At 45.3% G+C, this 24,673-nt stretch carries 23 protein-coding genes and 1 tRNA gene; 15 read left to right on the forward strand and 9 right to left on the reverse strand.

Annotation, left to right across the window (positions count from 1 at the left end; translation table 11 throughout):
- The first annotated feature begins 182 nt into the window (after positions 1–182).
- The 3 genes from E4N69_RS04670 to E4N69_RS04680 are packed head-to-tail and all read left to right on the forward strand — an operon-like array spanning position 183 to position 3,433.
- Positions 183–1,061, forward strand: a complete 879-nt coding sequence (locus E4N69_RS04670; protein WP_253715357.1) for a carbohydrate ABC transporter permease — start codon at positions 183–185, stop codon at positions 1,059–1,061.
- A gap of 9 nt (positions 1,062–1,070) precedes the next feature.
- On the forward strand, positions 1,071–1,922 hold the full coding sequence (locus tag E4N69_RS04675; protein WP_253715358.1) for a carbohydrate ABC transporter permease: 852 nt from the start codon (positions 1,071–1,073) through the stop codon (positions 1,920–1,922).
- Between the two features lie 38 nt (positions 1,923–1,960).
- Positions 1,961–3,433 (forward strand): M81 family metallopeptidase, encoded by a 1,473-nt coding sequence (locus E4N69_RS04680; RefSeq protein ID WP_253824662.1) that lies wholly within the window; start codon positions 1,961–1,963, stop codon positions 3,431–3,433.
- Positions 3,434–3,892: 459 nt separating this feature from the next.
- Here E4N69_RS04680 and E4N69_RS04685 read toward each other — a convergent pair whose 3' ends face one another.
- Positions 3,893–4,201: a type II toxin-antitoxin system VapC family toxin gene (locus tag E4N69_RS04685; protein WP_253824663.1), complete on the reverse strand. Its 309-nt coding sequence runs from the start codon at positions 4,199–4,201 to the stop codon at positions 3,893–3,895.
- 124 nt (positions 4,202–4,325) lie between these two features.
- On the opposite strand from E4N69_RS04685, the gene E4N69_RS04690 reads away from it, so the two are divergent.
- The 7 genes from E4N69_RS04690 (at position 4,326) to E4N69_RS04720 (ending at position 12,266) form a co-directional block, all read left to right on the forward strand.
- On the forward strand, positions 4,326–4,853 hold the full coding sequence (locus tag E4N69_RS04690) for a pentapeptide repeat-containing protein (RefSeq protein ID WP_253715421.1): 528 nt from the start codon (positions 4,326–4,328) through the stop codon (positions 4,851–4,853).
- Positions 4,850–5,458: an MBL fold metallo-hydrolase gene (locus tag E4N69_RS04695; RefSeq protein WP_162663021.1), complete on the forward strand. Its 609-nt coding sequence runs from the start codon at positions 4,850–4,852 to the stop codon at positions 5,456–5,458. The genes E4N69_RS04690 and E4N69_RS04695 overlap by 4 nt, the downstream gene beginning before the upstream one ends.
- A gap of 71 nt (positions 5,459–5,529) precedes the next feature.
- Positions 5,530–7,317: a S1C family serine protease gene (locus E4N69_RS04700; RefSeq protein ID WP_253715423.1), complete on the forward strand. Its 1,788-nt coding sequence runs from the start codon at positions 5,530–5,532 to the stop codon at positions 7,315–7,317.
- Positions 7,318–7,342: 25 nt separating this feature from the next.
- Complete coding sequence (locus tag E4N69_RS04705; protein ID WP_162663025.1) at positions 7,343–7,972, forward strand: hypothetical protein; 630 nt, start codon at positions 7,343–7,345, stop codon at positions 7,970–7,972.
- Positions 7,959–8,579 (forward strand): hypothetical protein, encoded by a 621-nt coding sequence (locus tag E4N69_RS04710; RefSeq protein ID WP_253824664.1) that lies wholly within the window; start codon positions 7,959–7,961, stop codon positions 8,577–8,579. Before E4N69_RS04705 ends, E4N69_RS04710 begins: the two co-directional genes overlap by 14 nt.
- Before the next feature lie 11 nt (positions 8,580–8,590).
- Positions 8,591–10,249, forward strand: coding sequence for a fumarate hydratase C-terminal domain-containing protein (locus tag E4N69_RS04715; RefSeq protein ID WP_253824665.1), 1,659 nt, complete (start codon positions 8,591–8,593; stop codon positions 10,247–10,249).
- 169 nt (positions 10,250–10,418) lie between these two features.
- Positions 10,419–12,266 carry a methyl-accepting chemotaxis protein gene (locus E4N69_RS04720; protein ID WP_253824666.1) on the forward strand — a complete coding sequence of 616 codons (1,848 nt, stop codon included), beginning with the start codon at positions 10,419–10,421 and terminating at the stop codon, positions 12,264–12,266.
- Positions 12,267–12,378: 112 nt separating this feature from the next.
- On the opposite strand, the gene E4N69_RS04725 is transcribed toward E4N69_RS04720, so the two are convergent.
- The 6 genes from E4N69_RS04725 to E4N69_RS04750 all read right to left on the reverse strand — a co-directional run bounded on the left by E4N69_RS04725 (position 12,379) and on the right by E4N69_RS04750 (position 19,479).
- Positions 12,379–12,666: an HPF/RaiA family ribosome-associated protein gene (locus tag E4N69_RS04725; protein WP_162663033.1), complete on the reverse strand. Its 288-nt coding sequence runs from the start codon at positions 12,664–12,666 to the stop codon at positions 12,379–12,381.
- A gap of 257 nt (positions 12,667–12,923) precedes the next feature.
- On the reverse strand, positions 12,924–14,699 hold the full coding sequence (selB, locus tag E4N69_RS04730; protein WP_253824667.1) for a selenocysteine-specific translation elongation factor: 1,776 nt from the start codon (positions 14,697–14,699) through the stop codon (positions 12,924–12,926).
- 34 nt (positions 14,700–14,733) lie between these two features.
- On the reverse strand, positions 14,734–16,083 hold the full coding sequence (selA, locus tag E4N69_RS04735) for an L-seryl-tRNA(Sec) selenium transferase (RefSeq protein ID WP_253824668.1): 1,350 nt from the start codon (positions 16,081–16,083) through the stop codon (positions 14,734–14,736).
- 5 nt (positions 16,084–16,088) lie between these two features.
- On the reverse strand, positions 16,089–17,465 hold the full coding sequence (locus E4N69_RS04740) for an MATE family efflux transporter (RefSeq protein ID WP_253824669.1): 1,377 nt from the start codon (positions 17,463–17,465) through the stop codon (positions 16,089–16,091).
- A gap of 22 nt (positions 17,466–17,487) precedes the next feature.
- Positions 17,488–18,216 carry a glycogen-binding domain-containing protein gene (locus E4N69_RS04745; protein WP_253824670.1) on the reverse strand — a complete coding sequence of 243 codons (729 nt, stop codon included), beginning with the start codon at positions 18,214–18,216 and terminating at the stop codon, positions 17,488–17,490.
- Positions 18,217–18,489: 273 nt separating this feature from the next.
- Positions 18,490–19,479 (reverse strand): tRNA dihydrouridine synthase, encoded by a 990-nt coding sequence (locus E4N69_RS04750; protein WP_253824671.1) that lies wholly within the window; start codon positions 19,477–19,479, stop codon positions 18,490–18,492.
- A 669-nt stretch (positions 19,480–20,148) separates the two neighbouring features.
- On the opposite strand from E4N69_RS04750, the gene E4N69_RS04755 reads away from it, so the two are divergent.
- Positions 20,149–20,230, forward strand: a tRNA-Leu gene (locus tag E4N69_RS04755).
- A gap of 52 nt (positions 20,231–20,282) precedes the next feature.
- On the opposite strand, the gene E4N69_RS04760 is transcribed toward E4N69_RS04755, so the two are convergent.
- Together E4N69_RS04760 and E4N69_RS04765 are read right to left on the reverse strand one after the other, a co-directional pair.
- Positions 20,283–21,005, reverse strand: a complete 723-nt coding sequence (locus E4N69_RS04760) for a hypothetical protein (RefSeq protein ID WP_253824672.1) — start codon at positions 21,003–21,005, stop codon at positions 20,283–20,285.
- Between the two features lie 13 nt (positions 21,006–21,018).
- Entirely contained in the window at positions 21,019–21,753 is a 735-nt protein-coding gene (locus E4N69_RS04765) for a YggS family pyridoxal phosphate-dependent enzyme (RefSeq protein ID WP_253824673.1), read from the reverse strand.
- Positions 21,754–21,979: 226 nt separating this feature from the next.
- Between E4N69_RS04765 and rpmF the strand changes: the two genes are divergently transcribed.
- The 4 genes from rpmF to E4N69_RS04785 are packed head-to-tail and all read left to right on the forward strand — an operon-like array spanning position 21,980 to position 24,636.
- Positions 21,980–22,168 (forward strand): 50S ribosomal protein L32, encoded by a 189-nt coding sequence (rpmF, locus tag E4N69_RS04770; RefSeq protein WP_016522149.1) that lies wholly within the window; start codon positions 21,980–21,982, stop codon positions 22,166–22,168.
- A 15-nt stretch (positions 22,169–22,183) separates the two neighbouring features.
- Positions 22,184–22,420 (forward strand): acyl carrier protein, encoded by a 237-nt coding sequence (gene acpP, locus E4N69_RS04775; protein WP_006189366.1) that lies wholly within the window; start codon positions 22,184–22,186, stop codon positions 22,418–22,420.
- A 20-nt stretch (positions 22,421–22,440) separates the two neighbouring features.
- Positions 22,441–23,166 carry a ribonuclease III gene (gene rnc / locus E4N69_RS04780; RefSeq protein ID WP_162663219.1) on the forward strand — a complete coding sequence of 242 codons (726 nt, stop codon included), beginning with the start codon at positions 22,441–22,443 and terminating at the stop codon, positions 23,164–23,166.
- A 15-nt stretch (positions 23,167–23,181) separates the two neighbouring features.
- Entirely contained in the window at positions 23,182–24,636 is a 1,455-nt protein-coding gene (locus E4N69_RS04785) for a methyl-accepting chemotaxis protein (protein WP_253715435.1), read from the forward strand.
- The last annotated feature ends 37 nt before the right edge of the window (positions 24,637–24,673 follow it).

Genomic DNA, 24,673 nt, shown 5'->3' on the forward strand with positions numbered 1-24,673 from the left:
TAGAATTGCCACCAATTACCCGTTACTATAATTACACATTATCTATTAAAAACATCGCCGCAGCGATCGGCCTCAGCCATACAGAGATAGAAGCGCTTAACTAATTGAGAACGGATTGTAATTACCCATTACTCATTACCAATTATGAATTATGAATTAAATAGCAAGGCGGTTTACGGTATATGACCTACTTACGGCAAAAGCGGACAAGCTATATTTCTTTTATTTTGCCCGCTTTTATTATTTACATCGGCATTATTATTTTTCCCGTGCTGTTCAGTTTTTATTTAAGTCTGACAAAGTGGAAAGGGTATGGAAAGATGGAGTTTATCGGGCTTGGTAACTATATCAGAATGTTTACCGACCCCGTGTTCTACATCGGCTTGCGGAACAATATCCTCATCGTACTGATTTCAGTATTAGGACAGATCCCGCTCGGACTTCTGCTTGCGTACATGCTCTACCGAAAAATGGTAAAACACGCGAACTTTTTTGAAGTATTGATTTTTTTACCGATAACTATTTCATCTGTTATCGTTGCACAGCTGTGGAACCGGATATTTTCTCCTGTGGGAGTTGTCCCTGCGATTATACGCGATCTAACCGGCAATCCCGACTATATTATGACGATATTTGAAGATAAATATCTTGCAATTGTTCCGATCCTCTTTGTACTGTTGTGGCAGCATACCAGTCTTTATATGGTTATCTTTTTAGCTAACCTGCAGCGGATACCGTATAGCGTTATAGAGGCGGCTCAGCTGGAAGGCGCACGGGAAGGAACAATTTTTGCCCGCCTTATTGCGCCGATGCTGGCAAATGTTATCTTTATCAATACTATTCTGGCAGTTTCGGGCAGTTTTAAGAGTTTTGACCTCATCTATTCGATGACCGGCGGAGGCCCTGCGCACTTTACGGAAGTTATCGCCGTTTATATGTACAATACGACCTTTGTATTCCAGAATTACGGATACGGTAGTGCGCTGGCTGTTATCATTATCATCTTTACCGTTATAGCCCTGATGATAAGCCGAGCCGTAACAAAACGCTTTGATTATTAGGAGGTTGATATGACTATGAAACGAAATATGCTGCAGGAAGCCTCCCACGGTTGGCAAACGAGCGCCTACGTTTTAATGCTGACTTTTGCGGTACTTACGCTGTTCCCGCTTATTTGGCTTTTTTATTCGTCCTTTAAGCTGAATGCGGAAATTATGATTCACCCGTTGGCGCTGCCGAAAGCTCCAACCTTTTTTAACTATACCGAATCGTGGGCAAAGGGTGGATTAGGTATTGCACTGGTAAACAGCTTTATCTATACGATTACGGCGACCGTCTCTACCATGCTGCTTGCAATGGCTGCTGCTTTCGGTTTAACAAAATTCCCTTTCAAATCGTCAAAGGTCTTTACTTCGATTTTTGCCTTTGGTTTAATGATCAGCGTTCATGCAGTTATCATCCCGTTGTTCCAACTGGAAGCAAAACTCGGTATGGTGAATACACGCTTAGGGGTTATCATTCCGTATGTTGCTTTCAACCTTCCGATCTCCATTATGATTGCGATTTCGTATGTTAAGGGGATTCCCAATGCGCTCATTGAATCGGCGGAGATAGACGGCGCAAAGTACCGCTACATATTTTGGATGATGATTATGCCGCTGTCCGTTCCCGTCATCGCAACGATGGTTATTCTGTCTTTCTTACAGCACTGGAATGAATTTTTATTCGTGTTTGTCTTTACAACGAAGGCGACGTTGAAGAGCTTGCCGGTTGCGATTACCCAATTTGCAGGGCGGCTCAACATCGACTACGGTTTACAGTATGCCTCCCTCATTATCGGGGTACTTCCGATGATTGTATTCTATATTGTCTTCCACGCGCAGCTGATTAAGGGTTTTGGGGAAGGGGCTCTAAAAGAATAAAGGTGTTCATATTATTTATTATTGAAGGAGTTTTTTAAATGAATAGAAAAAAGCGAGTGCTTGTGGGCGGAATGCACCATGAGTCCGATACTTTTAATCCGATTACCACCGGACCCGATGATATTTGGGTGTTACGGGGAAAGGATCTTTTAGAGGGAAAGGGGCAAAGTTCCGTTTTCGGTTCGATTGCAACGCTGAAAGAAGCGGGGTACGAGGTTATCCCGACGCTTATTGCACGGGCGGTTCCGAATGGCGAATGGGATAAAGACTACTACCTTTCGTTAAAAAAGGAATTCTTGCAGGCGATTAAGGATGCGCTGCCGCTGGATGCGCTGTGTCTTTCCCTGCATGGTTCGATGCGGGTACGTGAAATCGGTGAGGCTGAAGGCGATTTACTGGAAGATATTCGTAAAATCTGCCCCGATATTCCTATTTTGTCATCGCTCGATATGCATGCAACGATTTCGCAGCGAATGCTCGACTATGTAGACGGCTATGTAGGATATAAGTGCGCCCCGCATACAGACACATATGAAATCGGCATTCATGCGGCACGTATGACTATCGAGACATTGGAAAAAGGCATCAGGCCGGTTATGTCGGCGGTTAAGATTCCGTTTCTTATTGCAGGTGAACAATCGGAAACCAGCGTTGAGCCGATGAAAAAGTTGACGGCAACGTTACGCGAATACGAGAAACAGCCGCACATTATGGCAGCTTCGTACCTGCTCGGCTTTCCGTGGGCCGATACTGCCGACAACGGTGTTACGGCGATGGTGGTAACCGACGGAGATAAGCAGCTTGCAACCGAAAAGGCACGGGAGCTTGCTCAGTTGTTCTGGGATACCCGAAAAGAATTCTGCTTTTACAACGAGACCCGCGAACCTGCCGATGCCCTTGTCCATGCACGCTCCAGTGTTGAAGCAGGTGTGTATCCGGTGGTGCTCTCCGACTCAGGCGACAATCCTACCGCCGGTTCTTCGCAGGATGTAACCAACTTCTTAAAGACGATCCTTGCCGATCCCTTCTTAACCTCGTTAAACCCGCCGCTGTGTTATCAGGCTTTTTACGACCCCGCCTTAGTTGCAGCCGCCTTTAAAGCCGGAGAAGGAAATATCGTGGAGGGAACGCTCGGCGCCGCCTTCGACAAGGAAAAGAGTTCACCCATTCAGGTAAAAGCGACGGTAAAAAAACTATGCAAGGCATGGGCAGAGGCTCAGAACAGCGATATGGCGCTCTTGGATGTCTGCGGCGTCGATGTCGTTATAACGTCAAAGCATGTCGGCTGCTATGACCCCGAAATGATGCGGGCGCTCGGCGTTGAACCTACGGAGCGTAAGGTCATCGTCGTCAAGCTTGGTTACCTTGAACCGGAAATCCGCGCCATTGCAAAACGCTCGATGCTCGTGCTCACCGACGGTAGCACCAACGAAGTGTTCTCCCGTCTGCACTATAAATATTTGCCGAGTCCGATGTATCCGATGGATCGGGATATGTCCTGGCATGCCTAGTCCTTTTGAAATATACGGTGCATCTGCGTTGTCGCTTAACAAAAAACAGTCCTCGACGTACATCAAGTACGCCTGCGGGTGTTTTTTGTACGCTCCTAGCATCTACATCGTCTATTTCAAAAGGCTTACGGATAGGGTGCAGCTACTTCGTGCTGCACATAAATTAATCCTCAACGTGGCAGAAGCGGCACGGATGCCGCTGGTTCTAAACAGTAACCAGTTTGCTTGCAAACTGGCAGCCCAAAAATGAACAAGGAGGTTCACTTTTGGGCGAGGGTGGCGGTAGTTCCACGCATTAACGTGTTTGCCCTTGCAGCCAAGAATGTAGACGGACGTACATTCTGTGGCGAGGAATGTCGAGGGAAAGATAAAAATTAATGGATTAGAGGTGTATTTCAAGCCATTTTTGCCTTCGTGATGAAGAAAAATCTATTTGTCTTGAACTGCTCGTTAGTTTTGTTACATAATCGGTACAATTAATTGTAAATCCAATTCTTCAATTTGCTTAAAACCTTTATCAGCAGTGATAAGGGGTAAGCCATTTACGATAGCAGAAGCTGCAATAATTGCATCAGGGAGTTTTGTTCTATATTTCTTACGAATTTCTATTGTCTTTTCTTTTATATCATTTGACAGGGTGATTTCAGTGCAGTCATTTATAAAAGCTCTTGTACTTTGACTTTCCGTTTCAGTCATTCCGGAAAAAGATAAAAGTTCCATTGCAGAAATTATTGATAATGCAAGATTTTTCTCCAGATAAGGAAACATACAAGAATTGGATGCCCTTACACTAGGCATCAATTCCCCGGCTAATTTTCGTGCTCTAACTTTGACAAATAGGATAAAGACGTTATAATAATTAGTAACACGATTTCAACAGGAGTTTGTCAGCATGTTTGACAGGGCTAAAAACTTATCCTATGAAGACCTTGCAGCGATGTTGGCGGCCGGTCCCGATCTTAACAGTATGAATTTTGCCGGTCTTACACTTACCGGCATTGATTTTTCCGGAAAAAGGCTTTCCGGCTGTTCGTTTGCGCATACCTGTTTTACGGACTGCTCCTTTACGGGAACGCGGGTTAGGCTGTCGTTTTTTGATTTTGCCCGCTTTGTACATTGTATCTTTGATAAAGCCGATATTCAGCTTTCCTGCTTTGCAGGGGCGTCCTTTGATGATACCGTTTTTACCGATTCGGAACTGCTTATCAATAATTTTACCGGGATTACGACGCATGAATGCACTTTTAAGGATTCGGACTTGTATGCTTCCCGTTTTATTCACTGCTCGTTGCACAAGACGCCATTTGAAAATTGCAATATAAAGAAAGTTCATTTTACAGACAATGTGTATGATGATGTGTCGTTTAAATCTTCCAATACGCGCGTCGCTTATTTTGATACCGAGGAATTCATAAAATGAAAATATACCCTCACTACTCACCTCAAGGCTCTGTGAACAGTTATCTTGTCGGAAATGAGGTAAGCAAAGAAGCGTTAATTATCGATCCGGGAAAGATAACCGGTGAAGTAATCAACCATATCGAAAAGAACGGATATACGCTTGTCGGCGTATTCATTACGCATAATCATATCCGCCATTACGGGTACGGCCTTCCGACTTTGTTAAAAATTTACAATCCGCGTGTATATGCGGCGGATCAAGCGCTTGTCGGTAAACATGGAAAGATGTTGTGGGGAGATTGCACGATCCCGATTGCCGGTTTTTCCGTTGAATGTTTTTCGGTGCCCGGTCATTCGCCCGATTCTTATTTATTTAAGATAGATAACTGTATTTTTACCGGTGACAGTCTTACCGCGGGGATAACCGGCAGCACGCTGCACAGTTTTGCGGCAAAAACGCTTGCGGAACAGCTGGAAAAAAAGCTGTTTATTCATGATGATGCACTTCTCCTTTTTCCGGGACACGGTCCGCCGACTACGATCGGAGCGGAACGGAAATTCACGCATCTATCGATTTTTAAGGTTGACAAAAGTATGGTAAACTTTATACCATATAAAAAATAGACTATAGGAAATCCTAAAATCAAACCAAGTTTTTAGAGATGCCCTATGCATATTATGTAAGGAAGATGCTCATGAAGAACAAGATTATTTGTTTGCTTTTTTCTCTCAGTGTTACGGTAGCGTTTGCAGATATTAGAAATGCCGTCTGCATTGTAAGACCGAACTACAGCGAAAAAACCATTGCTTTTATGGAAGATACGTCCGATCAACTGAAAACTGCTGGGTATTCGGATTTGGCTGATCTTTTTAAAGATGCAAAAGAAGGTGTTTTCGGGTCAGGCTTTTTTATTAAAGGTCAAAATAAAAAAGACTATGTGCTGACTAACTACCATGTTGCCGCTTATGCGACATCTCTTACGTTGGAAATTGAAAACACTAACGGTGAAACGACAAAAATCGAAAACTGTAAAGTTATTGCCGTTGATGAAGAATTGGATCTTGCCATTGCTGAAGTTCCAAGCGGTAAAGTTGATTCGTATTTGACGTTTGCATCAAAAACTCCCGTCGACGGAATTGATGTGTGGTCTGCCGGTTATCCGGGGTTGGCGGGAAAACCGATGTGGCAGCTCGGGAAAGGAACCGTGACAAATGCTCGCGCGCGGCTGCCCGATGATATCGATCCGAAAATATCTACCTTTATTCAGCATTCTGCCCCTATCGACTCCGGAAATTCCGGCGGTCCTCTTCTTGTAAAAGCGGCAAATGCTCCTTCGGGATATGAAATTATCGGTATTAACTCTGCAAAGGCTATTTTCAGACAGGCAACTAATTTTGCAATCCCTGCTTCCACAATAACTAACTTTATGGATGAAAGAGCTTTCGCCGGGAATAAAAAAATCGAACGCAATTTAACTGCCTCTTTGAATGTGTTTGCCGAAAGCTGTAAACATTTTAAAATCGATAAAGAGAGTGATAAAAATAAAGAGATTGTAAAGCGAATCCGGAAATTAGCCATTTATATTTCCGAAGATTATGCAATCCGAAACGGGCTTGATGTATACATGAAAGCACTGCGAAAAGCGCCTAAACTTTTTAGGAATGAAATATTAGCCGCATCGATTTTTGGAAATCCGATAAACGGAATCAGAACAGCTCTTGCTTATGATATCTATACTACCATTGATCCGGAAGAAAATACCTATTTACCCGATACGGGGACGGATATCAACAGCTTGAAAAAGACGGACAACGGTTATGAATTTGTGTTGTATGATGAAGTTCAGAAGTCGAAATTCTTTACCGTTTGGAAAAAATCCTATAATTCATGGCAGATGGACGGTGCCAGTCTGAATGAATCTCCTCAAAGCGGCACGGCTTCGAAAGACCAAAATAAAAAGAGTGCAAAGAAAGATAAGAAAGCTGCAGGAAAATCTTCGATTTTTATCGAAGAAATCCCTACAACAATGAGAATACCTTTATCGTATATCGGTTTTAATAGAGATACCGGTTGGAAATCTGCTTTTTCTTTCGGTTTCTTTTACAGCTTTAAATATGTGGAAGTCGGCATATCGGCTATTATCGATAAACCTCGCGATGCTAATGCTCGTGGTGATAAGTCTTCATTCGGTTTCTCGGGAAAAGGTTCCTTCAACTTTGCATTTGGGCTCAGCCCTGAGCTGAAGGGACAGATACCGATCAACATCAATAATGTCCTATACATTGCACCGCAAGCATTTGTCGGAGTAGGTCTGTTTATCCCTCCGGTCGATACTTTTGTACACTATGGTGCCGGAGTGGAATTTGTACCGGTTAATTTTACAACGTTATCTTTCGGTGCTGATTTTATTGCACGAACGTATTTAAAGGGAACGAAAACGACAAATCTCGGAGTTCGTATAAACGCATCAATACGATTTTAATTATATTGGAAGGAGATAACAGAACATGAAAACAGAAATCATTAAGAAGGGCGCGGTGCTTATCTGTTTGTTAAGCGTAATGTCAGCGTTTACTTCGTGTATCTTATTCAGCAACCTGAAAATGGCGGCCGAGGAGGGTAAAGCGAGTGTAAACGGTAAACAGGTTACAGCAGAATCGCTGGGAGATCCGAAAACAGACTGTCTGGCTTATGGGTACGTGAACGTAAAGGGTGTGCACATGTATGTGCAAATGGATTCTTCTCAGGAGGCGCTTTATGTAACGCCTTTATTGATGGGAAGCGGTTCTTTTTGCTTTCCCCCTCTTGCAAAGAATCTCAGTTTTCAACTTGTGCGGCTTCGCTATGATAACTGGTTTACAAACTCCATTACGTACTACACTCCCGGTTTAGGAAAACAAGGTGCTATTGCATTTACTACGCAAAAAGCGGGTTTGCAGTTTATAGGTGCTTATGATTTTATCGTTAAAGGGACGGCATTTAAAGGCTATTCGGCAACATTGTCTCCTTATCCCCGCAGCGAACAATCTGAATATGAACTGAAAACGTTAAGTAAGATGAAAGCACAATTTAAAAACACGGAATGGGAAACACTGATCGATAAAAGAATAGAGGAGATTCAAAATGAGAAAAAATAAATACGCTATTATCTCGTTTGTTATTGCCATTACCCTTTTTATTACCGGTATAGAACTCTTTGCCGCCGATAAAAAAACTCCGAAGGCTCCTACAAGGAATGAAGTCGTTATCGTATTTTCTTTAAAGATTCAACCGTTGCCTGATGTGGAATTTTTTGCAAACTATTCACATATGCGTTTTTCAAAACTGGACATAGGTCATTATTACAGCACAACGGATAAAATAGCCATCAGTGCTTCTAATGTCAGAATACCTTTGGCGGGAATGCCGGAAGAAGATGCACGGGATATCGATTTCGCTATGATAACCCTTCCTTTTGCTTATGGGAAACGATATATTAATCTTCATAGTCTGCGGTATCATTTTGCCGGTTCAGAAGTAATATTTGTGAATCTTCCGTTACAGGCAAAAATCGAAGTACCGTCCGATGTACAGTACGTATATATCGGTGATTTTATCTGCAAGTGCAGTAAGCCGTTTTATGATATAACCGATGTAAAACGAACTGATAATTTTGATGCCGCTGCAAGGGCTGTCAAGGAAGTATACGGTAAAGATGCCGAACTTGAACGGGTGCCGTTGATTTCTTTGAATCAGGAAGATTAACAAGGTTTTGTATGGAATTTGAAAAGATTATTCCCGCCTCAGATCTTGCAGTGGCGCAGTGCGGAAATGAATTACCGGTTAACGGCAGCGTACTCGCTGTCTTTGCAGAGCAAGCGTTTAAACGATTGTCCTTTACTTTTCCTCAAGAGCATTTGGAAAGTTTGCTGAATGTTGCGTGTGATCCCGCATCTTCGGAGAATGACCGGCTCGTTGCAGTAAAATTGCTGGAAAATGCCGTCATTGCGGCGAAAGGTACGCTGCCGCTCTGTCAGGACACAGGCGTTGCACAAGTTTTTGCATGGAAGGATTCCTCTGTGTATTCGATCTTAAATGCTGTGAATCGAACAATGCCTTTCACTTCCGATACGGAAGCGCTTACTGCCGGTGTCGGGAAGGCGTATAAAGAGAATAATCTGCGGTTTTCTATCAACATTCCTTCTTCGCTTTTTGATGAAAAAAACTCGGCTACCAATTTACCGGCTCAAGTCGATGTATTCAGTACAAACGAAAGCGGCGAGCCTTCGTACCGTTTCTTGTTTTGCGCGAAAGGCGGCGGTTCATCCAATAAAACGGATTTTACCTGCGCGACTAAAGCGCTGTTAAACCCGCAATCCTTTGAGCGTTTTTTGCAGATGAAAATCGCCGCTCTTGGAACGGCTGCCTGTCCGCCGTACACGATTGCCGTTGTCATCGGCGGGTTGAGTCCCGAACAGAACTTACAAACCCTCAAGCTGGCGACAACTGGCTATTGGGATGCGGCAGAGGCGTTAAACGAAGCCGGCGGTGCTATTCGCTGGACGGATACGGTCGGCGGAGTGCGCCCCCTGCGGTGTAAGGATTGGGAAGAGCGGGTATTACAGATCGCAGCGGAAACAGGATTGGGCGCCCAGTTCGGCGGTTCCCACCTTGCGGCGCATGCCCGTGTGTTCCGATTGCCGCGGCACGGGGCAAGCTGCTTTGCCTCTATAGGCGTATCTTGTAATGCACACCGGAACCTCGTCGGTTATATCAGCCGCGAAGGCGCCTTTTTGCAAAAAAACGTTTCCGATCCGCGGCCGTTCTTTGAAAAAGCCGCAGCATATACATCCGGTGCCGATGCGCATCATGGAGAGCCCGTCAAGGTTGACCTCAGCTCCATCGACGCAGCCCGTGCTAAGCTATCCGGTTATCCGGTAGGGCAGGCATTCCTCTTTTCGGGCGAGATTTTGGTTGCGCGCGATGCGGCTCATGCCCGCTGGAAGGCGTTGCTGGAAAGCGGTAAGCCGTTGCCCGATTACACGCTGCACTATCCGATCCTCTATGCAGGACCGGCGGAAACACCGAAAGGCGCCGTTATCGGCAGTTTTGGGCCTACAACGGCAAACCGCATGGATCCCTATGCAGACGATTTGATGAGCAGGGGTGCTGCGTTGATTACCATTGCCAAGGGGAACCGGTCTGAACTGTGGCGTACCGCGTGTAAAAAATACGGCGCCTTTTATCTCGGCACCATCGGAGGCGCTGCTGCGTTGATTGCGGAAAAGCATATTACCGCGCGTAAAGTCCTCGACTATCCCGATTTGGGAATGGAAGCCGTACAGCTGATTTCGGTTAAGGATTTGCCGGTATTCTTGATTACGGATGATAAAGGAAACGACTTCTACGCTTCCCTACAAAAGAGCCTTCGGTAGGAAATGCGCATCCGGCGAGAAAAGAGAGCGTTTTTCTAAATGGTCTAACACTCATGTGCCGTTTAGTAACCATGGTTCTTTTTACGAAAATTTATTGACCGCGAAAATAAAAACTTCTATCATGGCAAACACTATACCGTAACGCGGTACAGTGTGGGAGGTATCACCGATGACTACTGTAGTTTCAAAGCCGCCAAAGTCTATTTTTATCCTGAACCTTTTAATATACAGCGGTGTTTTTATTTTTATTTTTTTATATGCATTGTATACAAAGATAGTCCCCAAAGAGGCACTCTTTAAAATTTTTATGGCGCCTTCTACATTGTTGGCCGCCTGTATTACAATTCTTTTTCCTATTGTTCTCTATAAAAGAACTATGAATATCGTTCTCAACTGGGAAACGGAAGAAGACGGCGTAAATAAGGCGAATAGAGCGCTGAATATATATTCAAAGCTCAGTATCGTGGTTCCGATTGTATTATCGACTGTAACTCCGGTTGTATTACTATTATGGGTAGGTATGAATTCTACCGCACAGTTTACTGCAGCAATTTTTGCATCGGCTGGATGCTTGTTTTTTATCGCACTCTTTTTTTATGTGATTTGGATTCAGGCGCTTGAACAATATGTAAAATTTTTACCGCTTGAAAGAGAACATATTGCTATGTCTTATACAACGCGCGGTATGCTTGTCGGTTTTTTCCTTTTTATGGGTATCATTTTTCTCTGTGTATCTCCGTTTTTAGCAAGCCTCTATAACGGTATGACGATCGTCGGTACGATAACGCATTCAATTATTCCGATATCGTTGGTGGTGTTGGTGGGTGCCCTTTTTGTCACTTATACGCTTTACAAAGGTATTAATAACGAGATCGAAACTATTGTGTCGTTTACCGATAAGTTAGCGGTTGGAGATTTTACTCCGAGTCACTTAGAATTACGGCGCCGTGATATTTTCGGGCTTTTGGGGACAAGATTGAACGTATTCCATAAAAACACAGTCGCCTTACTTGCCGGCGTAAAAAACAATACCCAAGCAATGAAAGATGCTATCGGAGTGCTTTCCGTGAACACGGCGCGAACAGCGGATTCGGCTCATCAAATAAATACCAATGCCGAAGGAGTGAAACAACAGACTATCGCACAGGCTACAAGTGTTATGGAAACATCCGCTGCAGTCGAAGAGATAATCAACACGATCAAACAACTGAATGCGAGTATTGAAGTACAAGTGGAAAGTGTCGCTCAGTCTTCATCATCGATAGAACAAATGGCGGCGAATATTGCTTCTATTACGCAAACACTGGAAAAAACCGATGAGGCAATCAAACGGCTTGCCGATGCGACTGCCGACGGGAAAACAACAATAGTGAATTCCAATGCCGTAACAAAAAAGATAGCTGAGGAATCAGGCGGATTGATAGAGGCAAGCAATGTTATCCAAAATATTGCAAGTCAAACAAATCTCCTTGCAATGAACGCTGCAATCGAAGCTGCTCACGCAGGAGAAGCCGGCAAGGGATTCGCAGTTGTTGCAGACGAAATACGGAAGTTGGCGGAAGAATCTTCCGTACAAGGCAAAACTATCACGATGACATTGAAAATGCTCGGCTCCGAAATCGCGAGTTTATCTACGTCATCAAAAACCGTCGAAGAAAAATTTGCCAGTATTTTCGAACTTTCCGAACATGTAAAAGCAATGAGCACCAATCTTATGAAAGCAATGGGTGAACAAGAAAACGGTAACCGAGAAATCTTGGGAGCAATCTCAAATATAAAAACAGTAACATCAGATGTCAAAAACGGATCGGAACAAATGCTCAAAGACGGAACTCACGTTAGCGGCGAGATACGGAAGCTTGACGGCCTGACAAAAATCATCACCGATAATATGAACGCAATGGCGCACGAAGCTGTTCAGATAAATAATGCCGTACAGGAGGTAAATGCTATTACGCAGCAGAATAAAGACGCAATCGAAAACTTGTCTGCAGAAGTCGGTAAGTTTAAAGTATAGTTCGGTGTTCGCACCGGAATTATTCGTGTAGAGAGTTTAGTTCCTTCTCACTAGATTTACCTTGAAGGAATCGGTTCCCTCTACACGAATTAACCGATTTTTTTGATCTATTTTATTTTTTAGCTTGTATCTTATCTTTTTCCTTTCGTACTTTTTGATCTAAAACATCCATCAATTTATTGACCCCTGCTTTAAAGTCATAATCTTCGGTGGAAACGTGTGCGGTTCCGCCCTTAAAATTGACAGTACATTCGTAAGTAAACTTTTTGTCGAATTTTATCGTGCAGAGGACATCGACAATTAAATCTTCCGCATACTTAATCCGTTCAAATTTCTTGTGTACGAAGGTTTTTTGATCTTCGTCCAGCGTAAATTTTACCGCCTGTAAATTGATGTTCATACGAGACCTCCTATACGGTATCAGGTGTGTGAAGGCGCCGCAAAATTAAATACCTTTTGAAGCGCTCCTTCTTTCAGGTCATTCTAAAAAGGTTGATCACGTTTTTAGAAACCTTCTTTATTAAGTATACGTAATAAAATGCAAAAAGTCGAGGAGAATCCGCACACTTTCGCGGAAACCAATGAATAAGGGAAGGAAAATTCATAATTATGAATTAAACCGGCCGCTTTCACGTTGTTGTTTACCCTGTCTTAACCCTACAAGACGATTCGGTCATTCTCCTGCCGTTTTACCTTGCCGTTTTTTTCCAGAACATTGAGCAGGGGGATAACATATTTGCGCGAAAGATTTGTCGCGGTACGGGCGTCTGCAATGGTGATGATGTCGCCTGTTTTTTTCCCTTTTAAGATAGCGGTAACCGCTTTGTCGTATACCTCACGGTGGTAGTGCAAAAAGTTTTCCAATACGACGAGCTTGCCGAGCTTTACTAAATCGCGGGCGTCTTTCCGCACCTGCGGCAGCTGGATTTTATCTATTTCGATACCGTCAAACCCTGCTTTAAGCGCCAACTGTAACAGCTGCTGTGCCGTTTTCGACAAGGTATCCCCGCTGCCTGCCAGCTTGTACACACTGCCTTCATTGGCAAGTTTGTTTTCCGCGCACAGTTTTTTCAAGATTTCCTGCCGCACCTTTACCGGCACAGCCGTATCGATTTCCTCAAGCGTAAAACCTGCCTGACTTTTCTTTGCGGTCTCTAAAATCTTTGCTTCCCATTCGGCAAGCTTCTTGGTAAAGATGAGCTGTTTGCCGCAGGCCGTAACGTCTTTTGCGTCAGCCGAAAGCTCCTTAGGTTCTGCGCGGTCTTTTTCTATAAAGCCGTTGATAAAAAAGCCGCAGCTTTTCCACGACGGTAATTCCCGTCCGGCATACACCGAAAAAAACTGTTTAAAGACGGCCGCGCGGTAGGAGTCAAAGGCCGCAAGTATTCTGCATGAGGCGAGAATGGAACTTCCCCCATGCCTGATAAGGACGGCCGGTTGGTTCCAGCGTCCGGCGATAGGTTCCTGCAAGGACACCCGCGCCAGCGTGGGATCGGTTTTGTTAAAGTGAATCGCGCCGATGGCATTGGTACTGCCGGTGGCAAGTTCCAGTTCGATATGATTTTTGATACCGGCGCCGGTTTCCTGTTTGTTAAAATATTCATCAACACGGACGAGCAGTTCGGAGCCTTGCAGTACGGGACTTCCGCCAATGCCTGCAAGCAGCATACCGCGCTCTACCTTTTCTTTCTCGGATATTTTCAGGTTGAGTGCCGTCCGCATTCCCGATTCGGAAGAAGATACGTCGGCGTGATGATTTTGAATGTTTTTAATCTTGCATTCGGTTCCGCCGGGATAGAGTGCAAGCTGATCGCCGACGGCAACGCTTTTACCGCGGAGCGTACCGGTTACCGTGATGCCGATTCCTTTCAGCGTAAAGGCGCGGTCGATATACAGGAACGGCTTATCCAATGGAGCGGTACGGACGGTACTTAATAATTCCGTAATTTTTTTCTTGAGTTCGTCGATACCGGCGCCGGTATGTGCGGAAACAGCCGTCGAAGGTAACTCCCGTCCGAGGATTTCGCGGCAATGACGATTTGCATCTTCCCGTATCAGCTCGATCATATCGGGATCGGCCAAGTCGGATTTGGTTATGACCAACAGGATGGAGTTGATATGCATCGCTTTAAGTACCCGCAGGTGATCGGACGACATTTGCATCCATCCGTCGTCTGCTGCGACAATCAGCATTGCTGCGTCAAGTCCCCACGTGCCTGCTACCATGTTACGGATAAACCGTTCGTGTCCGGGAACATCGACGATGCCGACCGTTCCGTGTACGGGATCTTCCAAGGCGGCAAAACCCAGCTCAATGGTCATACCCCGCTTCTTTTCTTCGGGGATGTGGCTGGTTTCCACTCCGGTTAAGCATTTTACCAATGCGGTTTTGCCGTGATCGACGTGTCCGGCGGTTCCTAAAATATATGCCATAGTCAACGTACCTCTATAATTTTTTAGCGAACCTCTAAAAGCCGGGCGAGTTTTTAGAGATGTCCTGTAATTCTTTGATAATATAGGTATCATCGGCAGGATTTACGGCGGCAAGGTGTAGCAGCAGCCTATCCTCCGAAATAATAGCGATAATCGGAATGCTGCAAAACCGCAGCGCCGTCTTGACCGCTTCCGGTTTATGCGTGTGCAGCATAATTGCCCATGACGGGAAAGTCTCATCGGGGGTGCTGCCGCCGCCGAGCGAGAAAGGGTAGGGGACAACACATGCGGTTCCGGACGGTAGTTTTCTCACAATCTTTTCGCTCCGTTTTTTTATCACGGCAGGGTCAAGCAGCAACGCTTCGGCCGCGGCGCTTTTTCCGTTATTTAGGTAGTGCACGAGGGTCTCTTCCATTAGAGCGGCGACGGCGCGGCCTACCCGATAGGTGCGCATCAGCGGATGGCGGGCAATGAGCGCGATTAAATCTTTTTTGCCGGTAATCCATCCGCACTGCGGGCCGCCGAATACTTTATCCCCCGAAAAACAAACGAGGTCGGCGCCTTCTTTTAATAAGGCCGGTACGGTCGGTTCATCTTGTATGGCAAGTGAAATAGCGCCTGAACCTTGATCCACCGCAAGGATTACCTCAGGCGGCAAGGCCTTGCGGATGGCGCTCAGGGAGGGCTGCTCCGTAAAGCCGCGGATTTTATAGTTTGAGGTATGCACCCATAGCACCATTGCCGTCTGTTCGGTAACGGCGGCGGTAATGTCTTCAAGGGTGGTGATGTTGGTAGTACCGACTTCTACGAGCGTGCAGCCTGCCTCCCGCAGAATATCGGGAATGCGGAAGCCGCCGCCTATTTGCACCTGCTGGCCGCGCGCAACGATAACATCTTTCCCGCCCGCAAGCGCTTTAAGTAACAGAAACACGGCGGCGGCATTGTTGTTCAGCATCAGCGCCGCTTCCGCACGGACAAGCGTACTCATCGCTTCGACGGCAAAGGGGAACCGCTGTCCCCGTTTGCCGTCCTCCAAATCCATCTCGATAGCCGAGTATGATTGGGCGGCTTCCTTTGCCGCATCCCAAATACCGTGCGGAAGCGGGCTTCGTCCGAGGTTGGTGTGCAGGATAATGCCCGTCGCATTGATAATCTTCGAAATCCGTTTCCGTATATGCTTCGTGCACCGCTGCCGGATGTCCGCTATACACGTATCAAAAGACGGAACGGCGGCTCCTTTTAAAGCCGCAGCCCGTATCTGCTTGATATACTCCGATACGATGGAGGCTACAATCGGTCTGCCGAGTTTTTCGATGCAGTCGGAAAGATCATGATGCGACAGAAGTTTTTCGACTTGCGGTATCTGTGCCAGTGAACCGTGCATGGCGGTTACTCCTTTTTTTCGTTTGTGATGGTGAGCGCCGACACCCATTTTGTCCGTAGAATCAGGATGATTGCAATCAGTGCAGTCGCCATATTTGAAAAGAGGTTTCCCCAAAAGATTGCGTAGTATTGTAGGATGTGTTCCGTCGCCAGTACAAAGATGTAACGTAGCAGCCATATACGGAGCACACCGAGCACAAGCGGCATCTTCGTTTTGCCGAGTCCGATAAATGCGCCCTGAATGGTCATACAAATACCGAAGCCGATAATCGAATAGGTATAGATGTTGAGCGCGTTGTTTGCAATACCGATAATTTCCGGCTCCCGCCTGAACAAGATAGTCAGATAAGGCGAAAGCGGAATCATAATCGAAATCATTATAATAGCGATGATGATACTGGTGATGCAGCCGAGAAGACAATCCCGCTTTGCCTTTTGCGGGTATCCTGCACCGATGTGCATACTGACCATCGTCGTAATTGCCGCGCTAAAAGCCGCAGGCAGGTTGAAGCACAGCGCATTGATATTGCTTGCGATTCCCTGTGCCGCGACCACAATAGCTCCGTATTTTTCAATCTCTTTATTGATAAGGAAAAAGCCTAAGTATAAAAAAGAATAGTTGAACATTGCCGGAAACCCGACTTTCAGAACCTCTTTGATGATTTTTGAATCGAACTTGAAGTTTTTAACATCGAGTTTGTCCGGGCTGTTGTGGATGAATAATTCGTATACCATCCAGATTGTAATGCATACGTTTGCCAAAAGCGAGGCCAGTACGCAGCCGATAATTTCGAGCCGCAACATATAGAGAAAGAGAAAATTCCCGACAACCTTTAAGATAAAGAGAATAGTCATTCGGGTAAAAGCCGCTTCGGGTTTCCCGTTTGCGTTTTTGATACCGTTATACACGGCCTCTAAAAAGCTGAACGGTAAGACGATGCTGTACCACGAAATATATTGGCGGACATACGGAGCAATATCGCTCTGTAATCCCCGCGAAACCGTGATACTGATGATAAGGAGCAGCGGCGCACTGATGATTCCGAGCATGACCGCAAACAAAAATATTTGCGCAGCAACCCTTTTTCCTTCTGCGATTGCGCCTTTTCCATTCAGCTGACCGATAATTGCCATTGCGGCTACGCTTAACCCCTGCGACAGTCCTAACACCATCGAGATAATCGGCTGAGAAAAAGTTACCGCCCCCGTTACGGCATAACCGGTCAGGTTATTGATAAAAAGCCCGTCGGTAAACGGCATCATCGCCTGCACGGTATTCATCAGTAACGAGGGGAGAGAGAGGATAAGCAATGTCTTGACGGGGTTTGCGGTAAGGATGAGTTCGCGCCGCGCTTCCGTCGATTGCTTCAGGAATGTCTTCATACGGCAGAAAGCCTATATGCCGCTATTCCACGGAAATAACCGAAGCAGTCCGGCCATCGGCCATGTAAACGTGCTTGTGGTTTGTCGTATCGGGAATTTGCTTGCCATCTGTAAAGTAAGCGTAATACCAAACGCCATTCGGTAGCGGAAGGTATAATTCATATCGACCGGGCATCACTTCTTCTAAGTTGTACATAAAGGGATCCCAGTTATTGAACGTGCCCGCAAGGTATATCCGTTTGCCCGATTCTCCTTGATAGACAAAACGAGTTCTGCCGTTGTTTTCAACAGCGGTTTTGTATTCTTTTTGATACGGAATCTTTAAAACCGAAAGAGACATCCCGGCGGAATAGTCGAATATTTCATCGGGATTGAGCGGGTCTGTAGACCAGAGACCGTTAATAACCAGCCGATAGCGCAGCTCTCTCATTTCTTCAGGTATCTGCATGATATAGAAGAGGATTGATTTTTTAGTTTCGGTACTATCATCGCTTCGATACAAGCGCTGGAAAGAATGAATCGATTGAAAGTTTTCATGTTCAAAGGCGATACCGACATGGCGTGCGGATCCTGCTGCCGTAAAAATGATATATTTTCCGGTGATAAGCGGCGCATCCGTCCGTGCAATTGTTTCAACAAGTTCGCCGTAGGTGTATGTGTCGATGGCAGTTTGTTCCGCCGCCTGCGCCGCGATCAGTATACACAAGAAAAAAAAGACCGCCACGGTTTTTTGCCGTATTGCATTGCGCATGATGTCCTCCCCGAATATTTTAACCGTATATATGGAAATGCCGATTACAATGACTGGAGTTAACCGGCTGTTATCTTTGGGCATCTCTAAAAACTCGGTTAGATTTTAGAGATGCCCGACGAGTTTTGTTTAAGTCTTTATTTCATAATGACTTAAACAAAACATCGCAAATAAGCTTAAGGAAAACCTCTCAAAACTGAAGTTTTTAGAGGTTCCCTTTTCTAATAATAACATACTTCTATTTAATAAGCATCGGAAAATAAACCGAAAACTTTAAATTTGAATCATTTTATCCTCAGGAGCCTGTTCAAAGTAGGTATGCAGCGCGTGCTCCATTTCTTCTCGGCTCTGTGCCCGCAGCAGTTGTGTTCTGCAATAGTGCGCAAACGAAAAGTTATCGCAATAAAACTGAAAGAACCGCTGCGCTCGTGTAAGGAAGAATTCCGGCGGCTGTTCGGTTTCGAGGTAGTGCAAAAACGATAACGCCGTTTGTTCAAGGTCGATACGGTACGGTGCGGAACTCGAATTGCCGGCACGTTTGCGACGTATTGCTTCAAAAATCCATGGCATTTGTACCGCTGCGCGTCCGATCATCCACCCCGCGCAAGGATAGTGCTGGGCGGCGGTTTGCAGTTTCTCTGCCGAATTGATGTCTCCGTTGCCGTATACCGGAATAGCTAAATCCTTTGCAAGAGCTGCCGTGTATTCGTGGAGAGCCGGCCGCGCATAGCTTTGCCGCTGAAGGCGCGGGTGGATTGTGATAAGCTGCACACCTTCATCAATCAGCATCGTGCAAAAACGTAAAAGATACGCATAATCGATAGTAGCGCCGAGTCTCAGCTTTACGCTCAGTCTAAACGACTTGCCTTGTTCCGTAGAATATGCCTCAAGTGCTTGTTTAACCGAGCGCACCGCTTCGGCTGTCGTGTTAAGCGGCTTGAGCATCCAAGCAACGCCTGCCCCCGTCCGTACAATCGGCGGCGCAGAACAGCCCATGTTCAAGTCAACCCCGATGCCGCCGTACTGCAATACAGCCGGTATCGCCTGTGCGAATGATTCCGCCTTAGGCGAGGTCAGCTGCCATACCAGTTTTTCCGGCACGGGATTTGCCCGCAGGTACCACTGTTCGAACCGCCCGCCCGCAAGCAGCGACGGCGCATGAATCATCTCGGTAAAATATTCGTCGGGATCGCCGAAAGTGTGGATAAGCTTTCTCAATCCCGAATGGCTGATATTTGCCAGCGGCGCCAGTATGAGCTTCATCGCCGCTCACTGTAACAAAAACTCCGTGATTTTGCAATGATGCGCATTGCGACAACAGGGTAAACGCATCAGGCAAAGAATGTTTGATAGGTGAAACTCGTATCCCAATTATCAATTAAACTACACAGTACCAAAAGCCTTTTGAAAATAGCCTGTTCTGAAGTGTACACGGATGTACGCTTTTAATGATAGATGCCCCTACCTCCAGCGTTTTTGAAAATAGGCGATGCAGATGCTAGGAGCGTACAAAAAACACCCGCAGGCACGGTATAAAATGTACATCCCTGTACATTTTATACCTACGTGTTTGCAGGACAAACACGCTGCTGCGTGGAACCACGGACATCCTCGCCCAAAAATGAACATCCTTGTTCATTTTTGGGCTGCTAGTTTGCAACCAAACTGGTTACTGTTTAGAACCAGCGGCATCCGTGCCGCTTCTGCCACGTTGAGGATTAATTTATGTGCAGCACGAAGTAGCTGCACCCTTTCCGTTAGCCTTTTGAAATAGACGGCGTAGATACAAGGCGCGAGCGAAAATTAACCGCAGGCGTATCTTTGATACGTTGAGGATTAATTTTCGCGCAGCAACGCAGTAGATGCGTCGTATATTTCAAAAGGTCTTGACTTTATTTATAATCTTAGATATAGTACATCACTGTTACAAATGCGGCGGTGGTGGAATTGGTAGACACGTCAGCTTGAGGTGCTGATGCCGCGAGGTGTGCTGGTTCAAGTCCAGTTCGCCGCATGAAGGCTTCTTTTGAATTTCAAAAGAAGCCTTTTTTTATGCACGAGGAATATCAGTTTCCGGAATTTTGTTTTGAAGCTGTCGTTTTTGTGTCTTTTTTTGTAAAGCTGATCGAAGTCTTTGCCGCTCCTCCCGAAAAGATGATGCGGCGTTTTGCTTTCGCGCTGCCGTATTCTCCCGGGCTTTTGGTAAGCTCATTACCGGCAATGGTGAGCGCCCCTCCGTTTTGGACGTAATCGATATGATATTCAGCCTCTTCCGAAGGGAAGGTTATGGTGGCGGTTGCATTGGTTACGGTGAATGCGCAGGAACGTACTATTTCCGTTTTATCACAGGATAGCGATCCCCGCGCAAGATTGATTACGGCATTTTTAAAGACACATTCGGTCGTTGTTACCGAGCCCATATTCAGCATTGCAAGAATATGTACCGCCTGAATTCCTTCGAGTCGGATATCCGCCCTGCTTATCCGTATGCTGCAATTTTCAAGCAACATCTTTTTCGGTATAAAGACATACAGCGTGCCCTGTGAAGGAGTCATTTGACGTATCCGCAGTGTTTTTTGCGTTTCTATGCAGGAAAGTTTTTTGCCTTCCGCAAGTTCAAATCGGTACGCGATGCGTTCTTCATCAAACGCTTCGGCAATCAAATGTACCTGAGAAAGCTCAATATCGAGGCCGTTGGTTTTCGGCCGCGCGTAGGTAAGCTCCTCGCCGAAAGCGGCTAATGCGGATAACAAGAATACAACTGCAAGCAAAATCTTTTTTTTCATCATCTCTCTATCATCATTATGAAGGGTTTTGTTCATTCCAGTAGTAAGTATCGGGGTACTGACGTTCGCCGAATACCGCCGTACCGATGCGCAGCATTGTCGAACCTTCTTCAATGGCGATTTCCAGGTCGCCCGACATCCCCATCGAAAGAATATCCGTAGAAATATTGGGAAGTGCCAGTGCCGCAACGCGCTTTTGTACCTGTTTAAGGCAGCGGAAGCATGCCCGAACCTTGTCTTCTTCTCCGGAGAATAATCCGATGGTCATAAACCCGCGAATAGTGACATGGGGCAGGGTAGCGATGGCTTTTACCAAAGTCTCCGCTTCTCCCGGCGCACAGCCGAATTTGCTCTCCTCCGCCGAAGTGTTTACCTGTACTAAAATGTCGAGGTTACGGCCTTCCTGTGCAAGCCGCTGTTCCAATTTTTTCGCCGTATCGAGGTTATCGATTGATTGGATACATTGCGCATACTGGATCACCTCTTTAATCTTATTCGATTGCAAATGCCCGATAAAATGCGCCGTATGCGGCACTGCGGATAGCGCCTCGTATTTATCGCGCAGCTCCTGTACCTTGTTTTCGCCGATTAAAGTGCAGCCGCAGGCAAAAGCCTGTAGAATCCGCTCCGGCTCGACGGTTTTAGTTGCAAGCAGCAGCTGAACTTCTTTGGGATTGCGCCCGGCTCTTTTACAGGCAGCCTTAATCCGTTCCTTAATATGCAGGATGTTTTTTTGAATAATGTGTTCCATAAAAATGTGTTGTGATGCTCCTGATGCCCTAAAGGCAACCTGTCCGACACGCCAGTTATCGAACAGATCCAGTATATAATCCCTTTGGTATTTATGCAAGGATTGCAGGAAATCTGTCTGTTTGATGTTAACATTTGATGCTAACAAAACCCTTGACTATTTTCAGGTTCACGTATAATATTGTATATCTTTTTGTAATGTAATTTATGAATATGGAGGTTACCTTATGGCAGTGCCAAGAGCTAAAACATCAAAAGCACGCACACGCCGCCGCCGAGGAATCAATATGCGGTTAAATGCGCCTCATCTTGTGGAGTGTGCAAATTGTGGAAATTTAATTTTATCTCACCACGTATGTTCCAAATGCGGTTTCTATCGCGGACATCAAGTTGTTGATCCCGATACATTAAATTAAGAGAGGTTTTTCTTTATGGACGAATTGTTTGCTCAAATTCAAAAGCTGATTGCAGAAAAATTGGAAATCGATGCAGATAAAATTACACTCGATTCTTCTTTCCGACAAGATCTCGGCGCAGATAGCCTTGATACCTATGAACTGGTATATGCAATCGAAGAGGAGATGGGAATCAAGATACCCGACGGGAAAGTAAGTGAATTCGAAACCGTGAGGGATGCGTACGATTTTATTAAATCTCAGTCGAAATAATCCGGCAAAGGATGTGGTTCTTGTTTCCTTTTAAACATGGTTTAGAAAAACAGCGGAAGCAAGAACTGCTTGCTTTTCAAAAAAAAGCAGGATGCAAATTTAAAAATATTAGTTTACTGGATATAGCCTTCCATCATCGTTCCTTCTCTAATGAACATAGCGATTCTCCTATTAATAATGAGCGGCTTGAATTTTTGGGCGATTCCGTACTTGGTATGATTGTTGCAACGGAGCTGTATCTTGCTCATCCCGATAAACCTGAAGGGGATCTTGCGAAAATTAAAGCTGCGGTCGTTTCCGAAGACTCTCTTTTTCCTATTGCACTGAATCTCAATATCGATACATATCTAATGCTGGGGCATGGTGAAGAAGTGTCGGGCGGAAGAAAAAAGAAAGCCCTGCTCGCCGATGCGGTGGAAGCTCTTATCGGTGCACTCTATTTAGATTCGGGCTTCAAGGTCGCTCAACAGTTTGTATTGAAAATTATTGAACCGCAACTGCAGTTGGTGGAACAAAATAAACATCGATATAGAGATTATAAATCTTTGCTTCAAGAGTATGTGCAAAAAAAGTACCGAATTATCCCTAAATATGTGCTGGTAGAGACATCGGGGCCGGATCACGATAGGGTTTTTCAAGTAAAGGTTGTCATCAAAGAGAGGGAATATAATCCTGCTTTAGGAAAAAGTAAAAAAGAAGCGGAACAGGCGGCTGCAGAGGTTGCCTGGAAAGCCTTGTGCCTGTAAATAAGGGGGGAAAATATGTTTTCGTTTGTAAAAAAAGATTCTGAAGCCGGAAAGGATACAGTAGTACCTATAACAAGTGGTATCGTACTCCAGATAAAAGAAGTAGAAGCTTTGATGTCCGCTGCAGAAGATATCGCGTTAAATATCAGAAGCAGGATAACCGGTGCGTCACAAGTGCTTTTTAAAAACCTCAAACAAGAACATCAATTTGAAGCGTTCACCGATAGTATCCATTCAATCCTGGATTCCATTATGTCGATTCAGGAGCAGTTGCAAGAAGTGCATAGTTGTACTACTGCGCTGGAAGATACGGCTGGAAAAGCAAGTTCTTCGGTAGAGCAAATAACCGATTCGGTAAATCGCGTTGCAAACATCGTTACCGATAGAATTTCGGTTACTTCTCAGTTAACGGATGCCGTTGCGAAAGGCTCATTAAAGGTAAAAGACTTATTTGCGGTTATCGACAGCCTTAATCAAAACATTGATGCGGTTAAAGATATTATCGGATCGATAAATGATGTCAGCGCTCAGACGAACCTACTTGCGATGAACGCTGCCATAGAGTCGGCACATGCAGGGAAGGCTGGCCTCGGCTTTGCAGTTGTTGCCGGTGAAATTAGAAAGCTTTCTGAAGCGACGGCGCTCAATGCTGCCGATGCTTCTAAGACCCTCAAAAATATGGTCGAAGCACTTGAGGTCGCGCGGGATACCGCCGACGAAACGCGTACTGCGATGACGCTTATCGGTAATTCGGTAAATGAGACGACTGCGTCTTTTGTAGAAATTTCTTCCGAAATGAATATGCTTGCGGGAACGAGCACATCGGTACGCGACGCTGTTATGCTGGTGCCGGAGTCTGCGGCAGACTTGAATAATCGTGCGGATACCGCTATTGAATATATCAATAAAATAGCTGATCAAGCGGATAAAGGGAAAAATATGTTGTTTACTTTGCAGACAACTGCGAATGAAGTAAGCGATTTAATGAGTAGTGCCCTGTTTAATATGAACAATATTATTGATAGTACCGTTGTGGTCGATGCTGCAGTAGAAAAAGGTATTGATCTGGTAAACGGAAAGACAGTAGCGGATGAGTATGCTATGCCATTTGCGCGCATTGTATTGAAACATCTCGGTTGGGTTACTAAGGTGCGTGCCTTGATCGATGGGCGGCTTGATGTAAACACAATAGAATTGGGTGATCATAAAAAATGTGATTTAGGGCGATGGATTGAAAAAGAAGCTCCGCTGTATGAAGGTTTAATGCAGCATCCCGAGTTTAAAAAGCTTATGGTACAGCATGAGCAGCTCCATAACGAGACGAAAGCCATTGTCGGCCAGCTTAAAACGTCATCGAGAACTGAATTGGAAGCTTCTTATTCAAAATTGTTGGATTATTCCGCATCGGTTATCGAAAGTTTGAGTATATTGCGTCAATTTATCGAAAGCAAAAACCATACGAAAAAATAATCAAAACTTAGACCAAGGGTGCTGTCCAAAAATTGCG

This window comes from Treponema sp. OMZ 906, assembly GCF_024181185.1.
GTDB lineage: Bacteria > Spirochaetota > Spirochaetia > Treponematales > Treponemataceae > Treponema.

What these genes read in the sequence shown, in the direction of transcription:
- E4N69_RS04745 (WP_253824670.1), bottom strand. Translation starts at nt 18,216, where the DNA reads ATGCGCAATGCAATACGGCAAAAAACCGTGGCGGTCTTTTTTTTCTTG.
- E4N69_RS04750 (WP_253824671.1), bottom strand. Translation starts at nt 19,479, where the DNA reads ATGAAGCTCATACTGGCGCCGCTGGCAAATATCAGCCATTCGGGATTG.
- E4N69_RS04725 (WP_162663033.1), bottom strand. Translation starts at nt 12,666, where the DNA reads ATGAACATCAATTTACAGGCGGTAAAATTTACGCTGGACGAAGATCAA.
- E4N69_RS04720 (WP_253824666.1), top strand. Translation starts at nt 10,419, where the DNA reads ATGACTACTGTAGTTTCAAAGCCGCCAAAGTCTATTTTTATCCTGAAC.
- E4N69_RS04710 (WP_253824664.1), top strand. Translation starts at nt 7,959, where the DNA reads ATGAGAAAAAATAAATACGCTATTATCTCGTTTGTTATTGCCATTACC.
- acpP (WP_006189366.1), top strand. Translation starts at nt 22,184, where the DNA reads ATGGACGAATTGTTTGCTCAAATTCAAAAGCTGATTGCAGAAAAATTG.
- E4N69_RS04695 (WP_162663021.1), top strand. Translation starts at nt 4,850, where the DNA reads ATGAAAATATACCCTCACTACTCACCTCAAGGCTCTGTGAACAGTTAT.
- E4N69_RS04690 (WP_253715421.1), top strand. Translation starts at nt 4,326, where the DNA reads ATGTTTGACAGGGCTAAAAACTTATCCTATGAAGACCTTGCAGCGATG.
- E4N69_RS04700 (WP_253715423.1), top strand. Translation starts at nt 5,530, where the DNA reads ATGAAGAACAAGATTATTTGTTTGCTTTTTTCTCTCAGTGTTACGGTA.
- selA (WP_253824668.1), bottom strand. Translation starts at nt 16,083, where the DNA reads ATGCACGGTTCACTGGCACAGATACCGCAAGTCGAAAAACTTCTGTCG.
- E4N69_RS04670 (WP_253715357.1), top strand. Translation starts at nt 183, where the DNA reads ATGACCTACTTACGGCAAAAGCGGACAAGCTATATTTCTTTTATTTTG.
- E4N69_RS04685 (WP_253824663.1), bottom strand. Translation starts at nt 4,201, where the DNA reads ATGTTTCCTTATCTGGAGAAAAATCTTGCATTATCAATAATTTCTGCA.
- E4N69_RS04675 (WP_253715358.1), top strand. Translation starts at nt 1,071, where the DNA reads ATGACTATGAAACGAAATATGCTGCAGGAAGCCTCCCACGGTTGGCAA.
- E4N69_RS04715 (WP_253824665.1), top strand. Translation starts at nt 8,591, where the DNA reads ATGGAATTTGAAAAGATTATTCCCGCCTCAGATCTTGCAGTGGCGCAG.
- E4N69_RS04760 (WP_253824672.1), bottom strand. Translation starts at nt 21,005, where the DNA reads ATGATGAAAAAAAAGATTTTGCTTGCAGTTGTATTCTTGTTATCCGCA.
- E4N69_RS04705 (WP_162663025.1), top strand. Translation starts at nt 7,343, where the DNA reads ATGAAAACAGAAATCATTAAGAAGGGCGCGGTGCTTATCTGTTTGTTA.
- E4N69_RS04765 (WP_253824673.1), bottom strand. Translation starts at nt 21,753, where the DNA reads ATGGAACACATTATTCAAAAAAACATCCTGCATATTAAGGAACGGATT.
- selB (WP_253824667.1), bottom strand. Translation starts at nt 14,699, where the DNA reads ATGGCATATATTTTAGGAACCGCCGGACACGTCGATCACGGCAAAACC.
- rpmF (WP_016522149.1), top strand. Translation starts at nt 21,980, where the DNA reads ATGGCAGTGCCAAGAGCTAAAACATCAAAAGCACGCACACGCCGCCGC.
- E4N69_RS04740 (WP_253824669.1), bottom strand. Translation starts at nt 17,465, where the DNA reads ATGAAGACATTCCTGAAGCAATCGACGGAAGCGCGGCGCGAACTCATC.
- E4N69_RS04785 (WP_253715435.1), top strand. Translation starts at nt 23,182, where the DNA reads ATGTTTTCGTTTGTAAAAAAAGATTCTGAAGCCGGAAAGGATACAGTA.
- E4N69_RS04680 (WP_253824662.1), top strand. Translation starts at nt 1,961, where the DNA reads ATGAATAGAAAAAAGCGAGTGCTTGTGGGCGGAATGCACCATGAGTCC.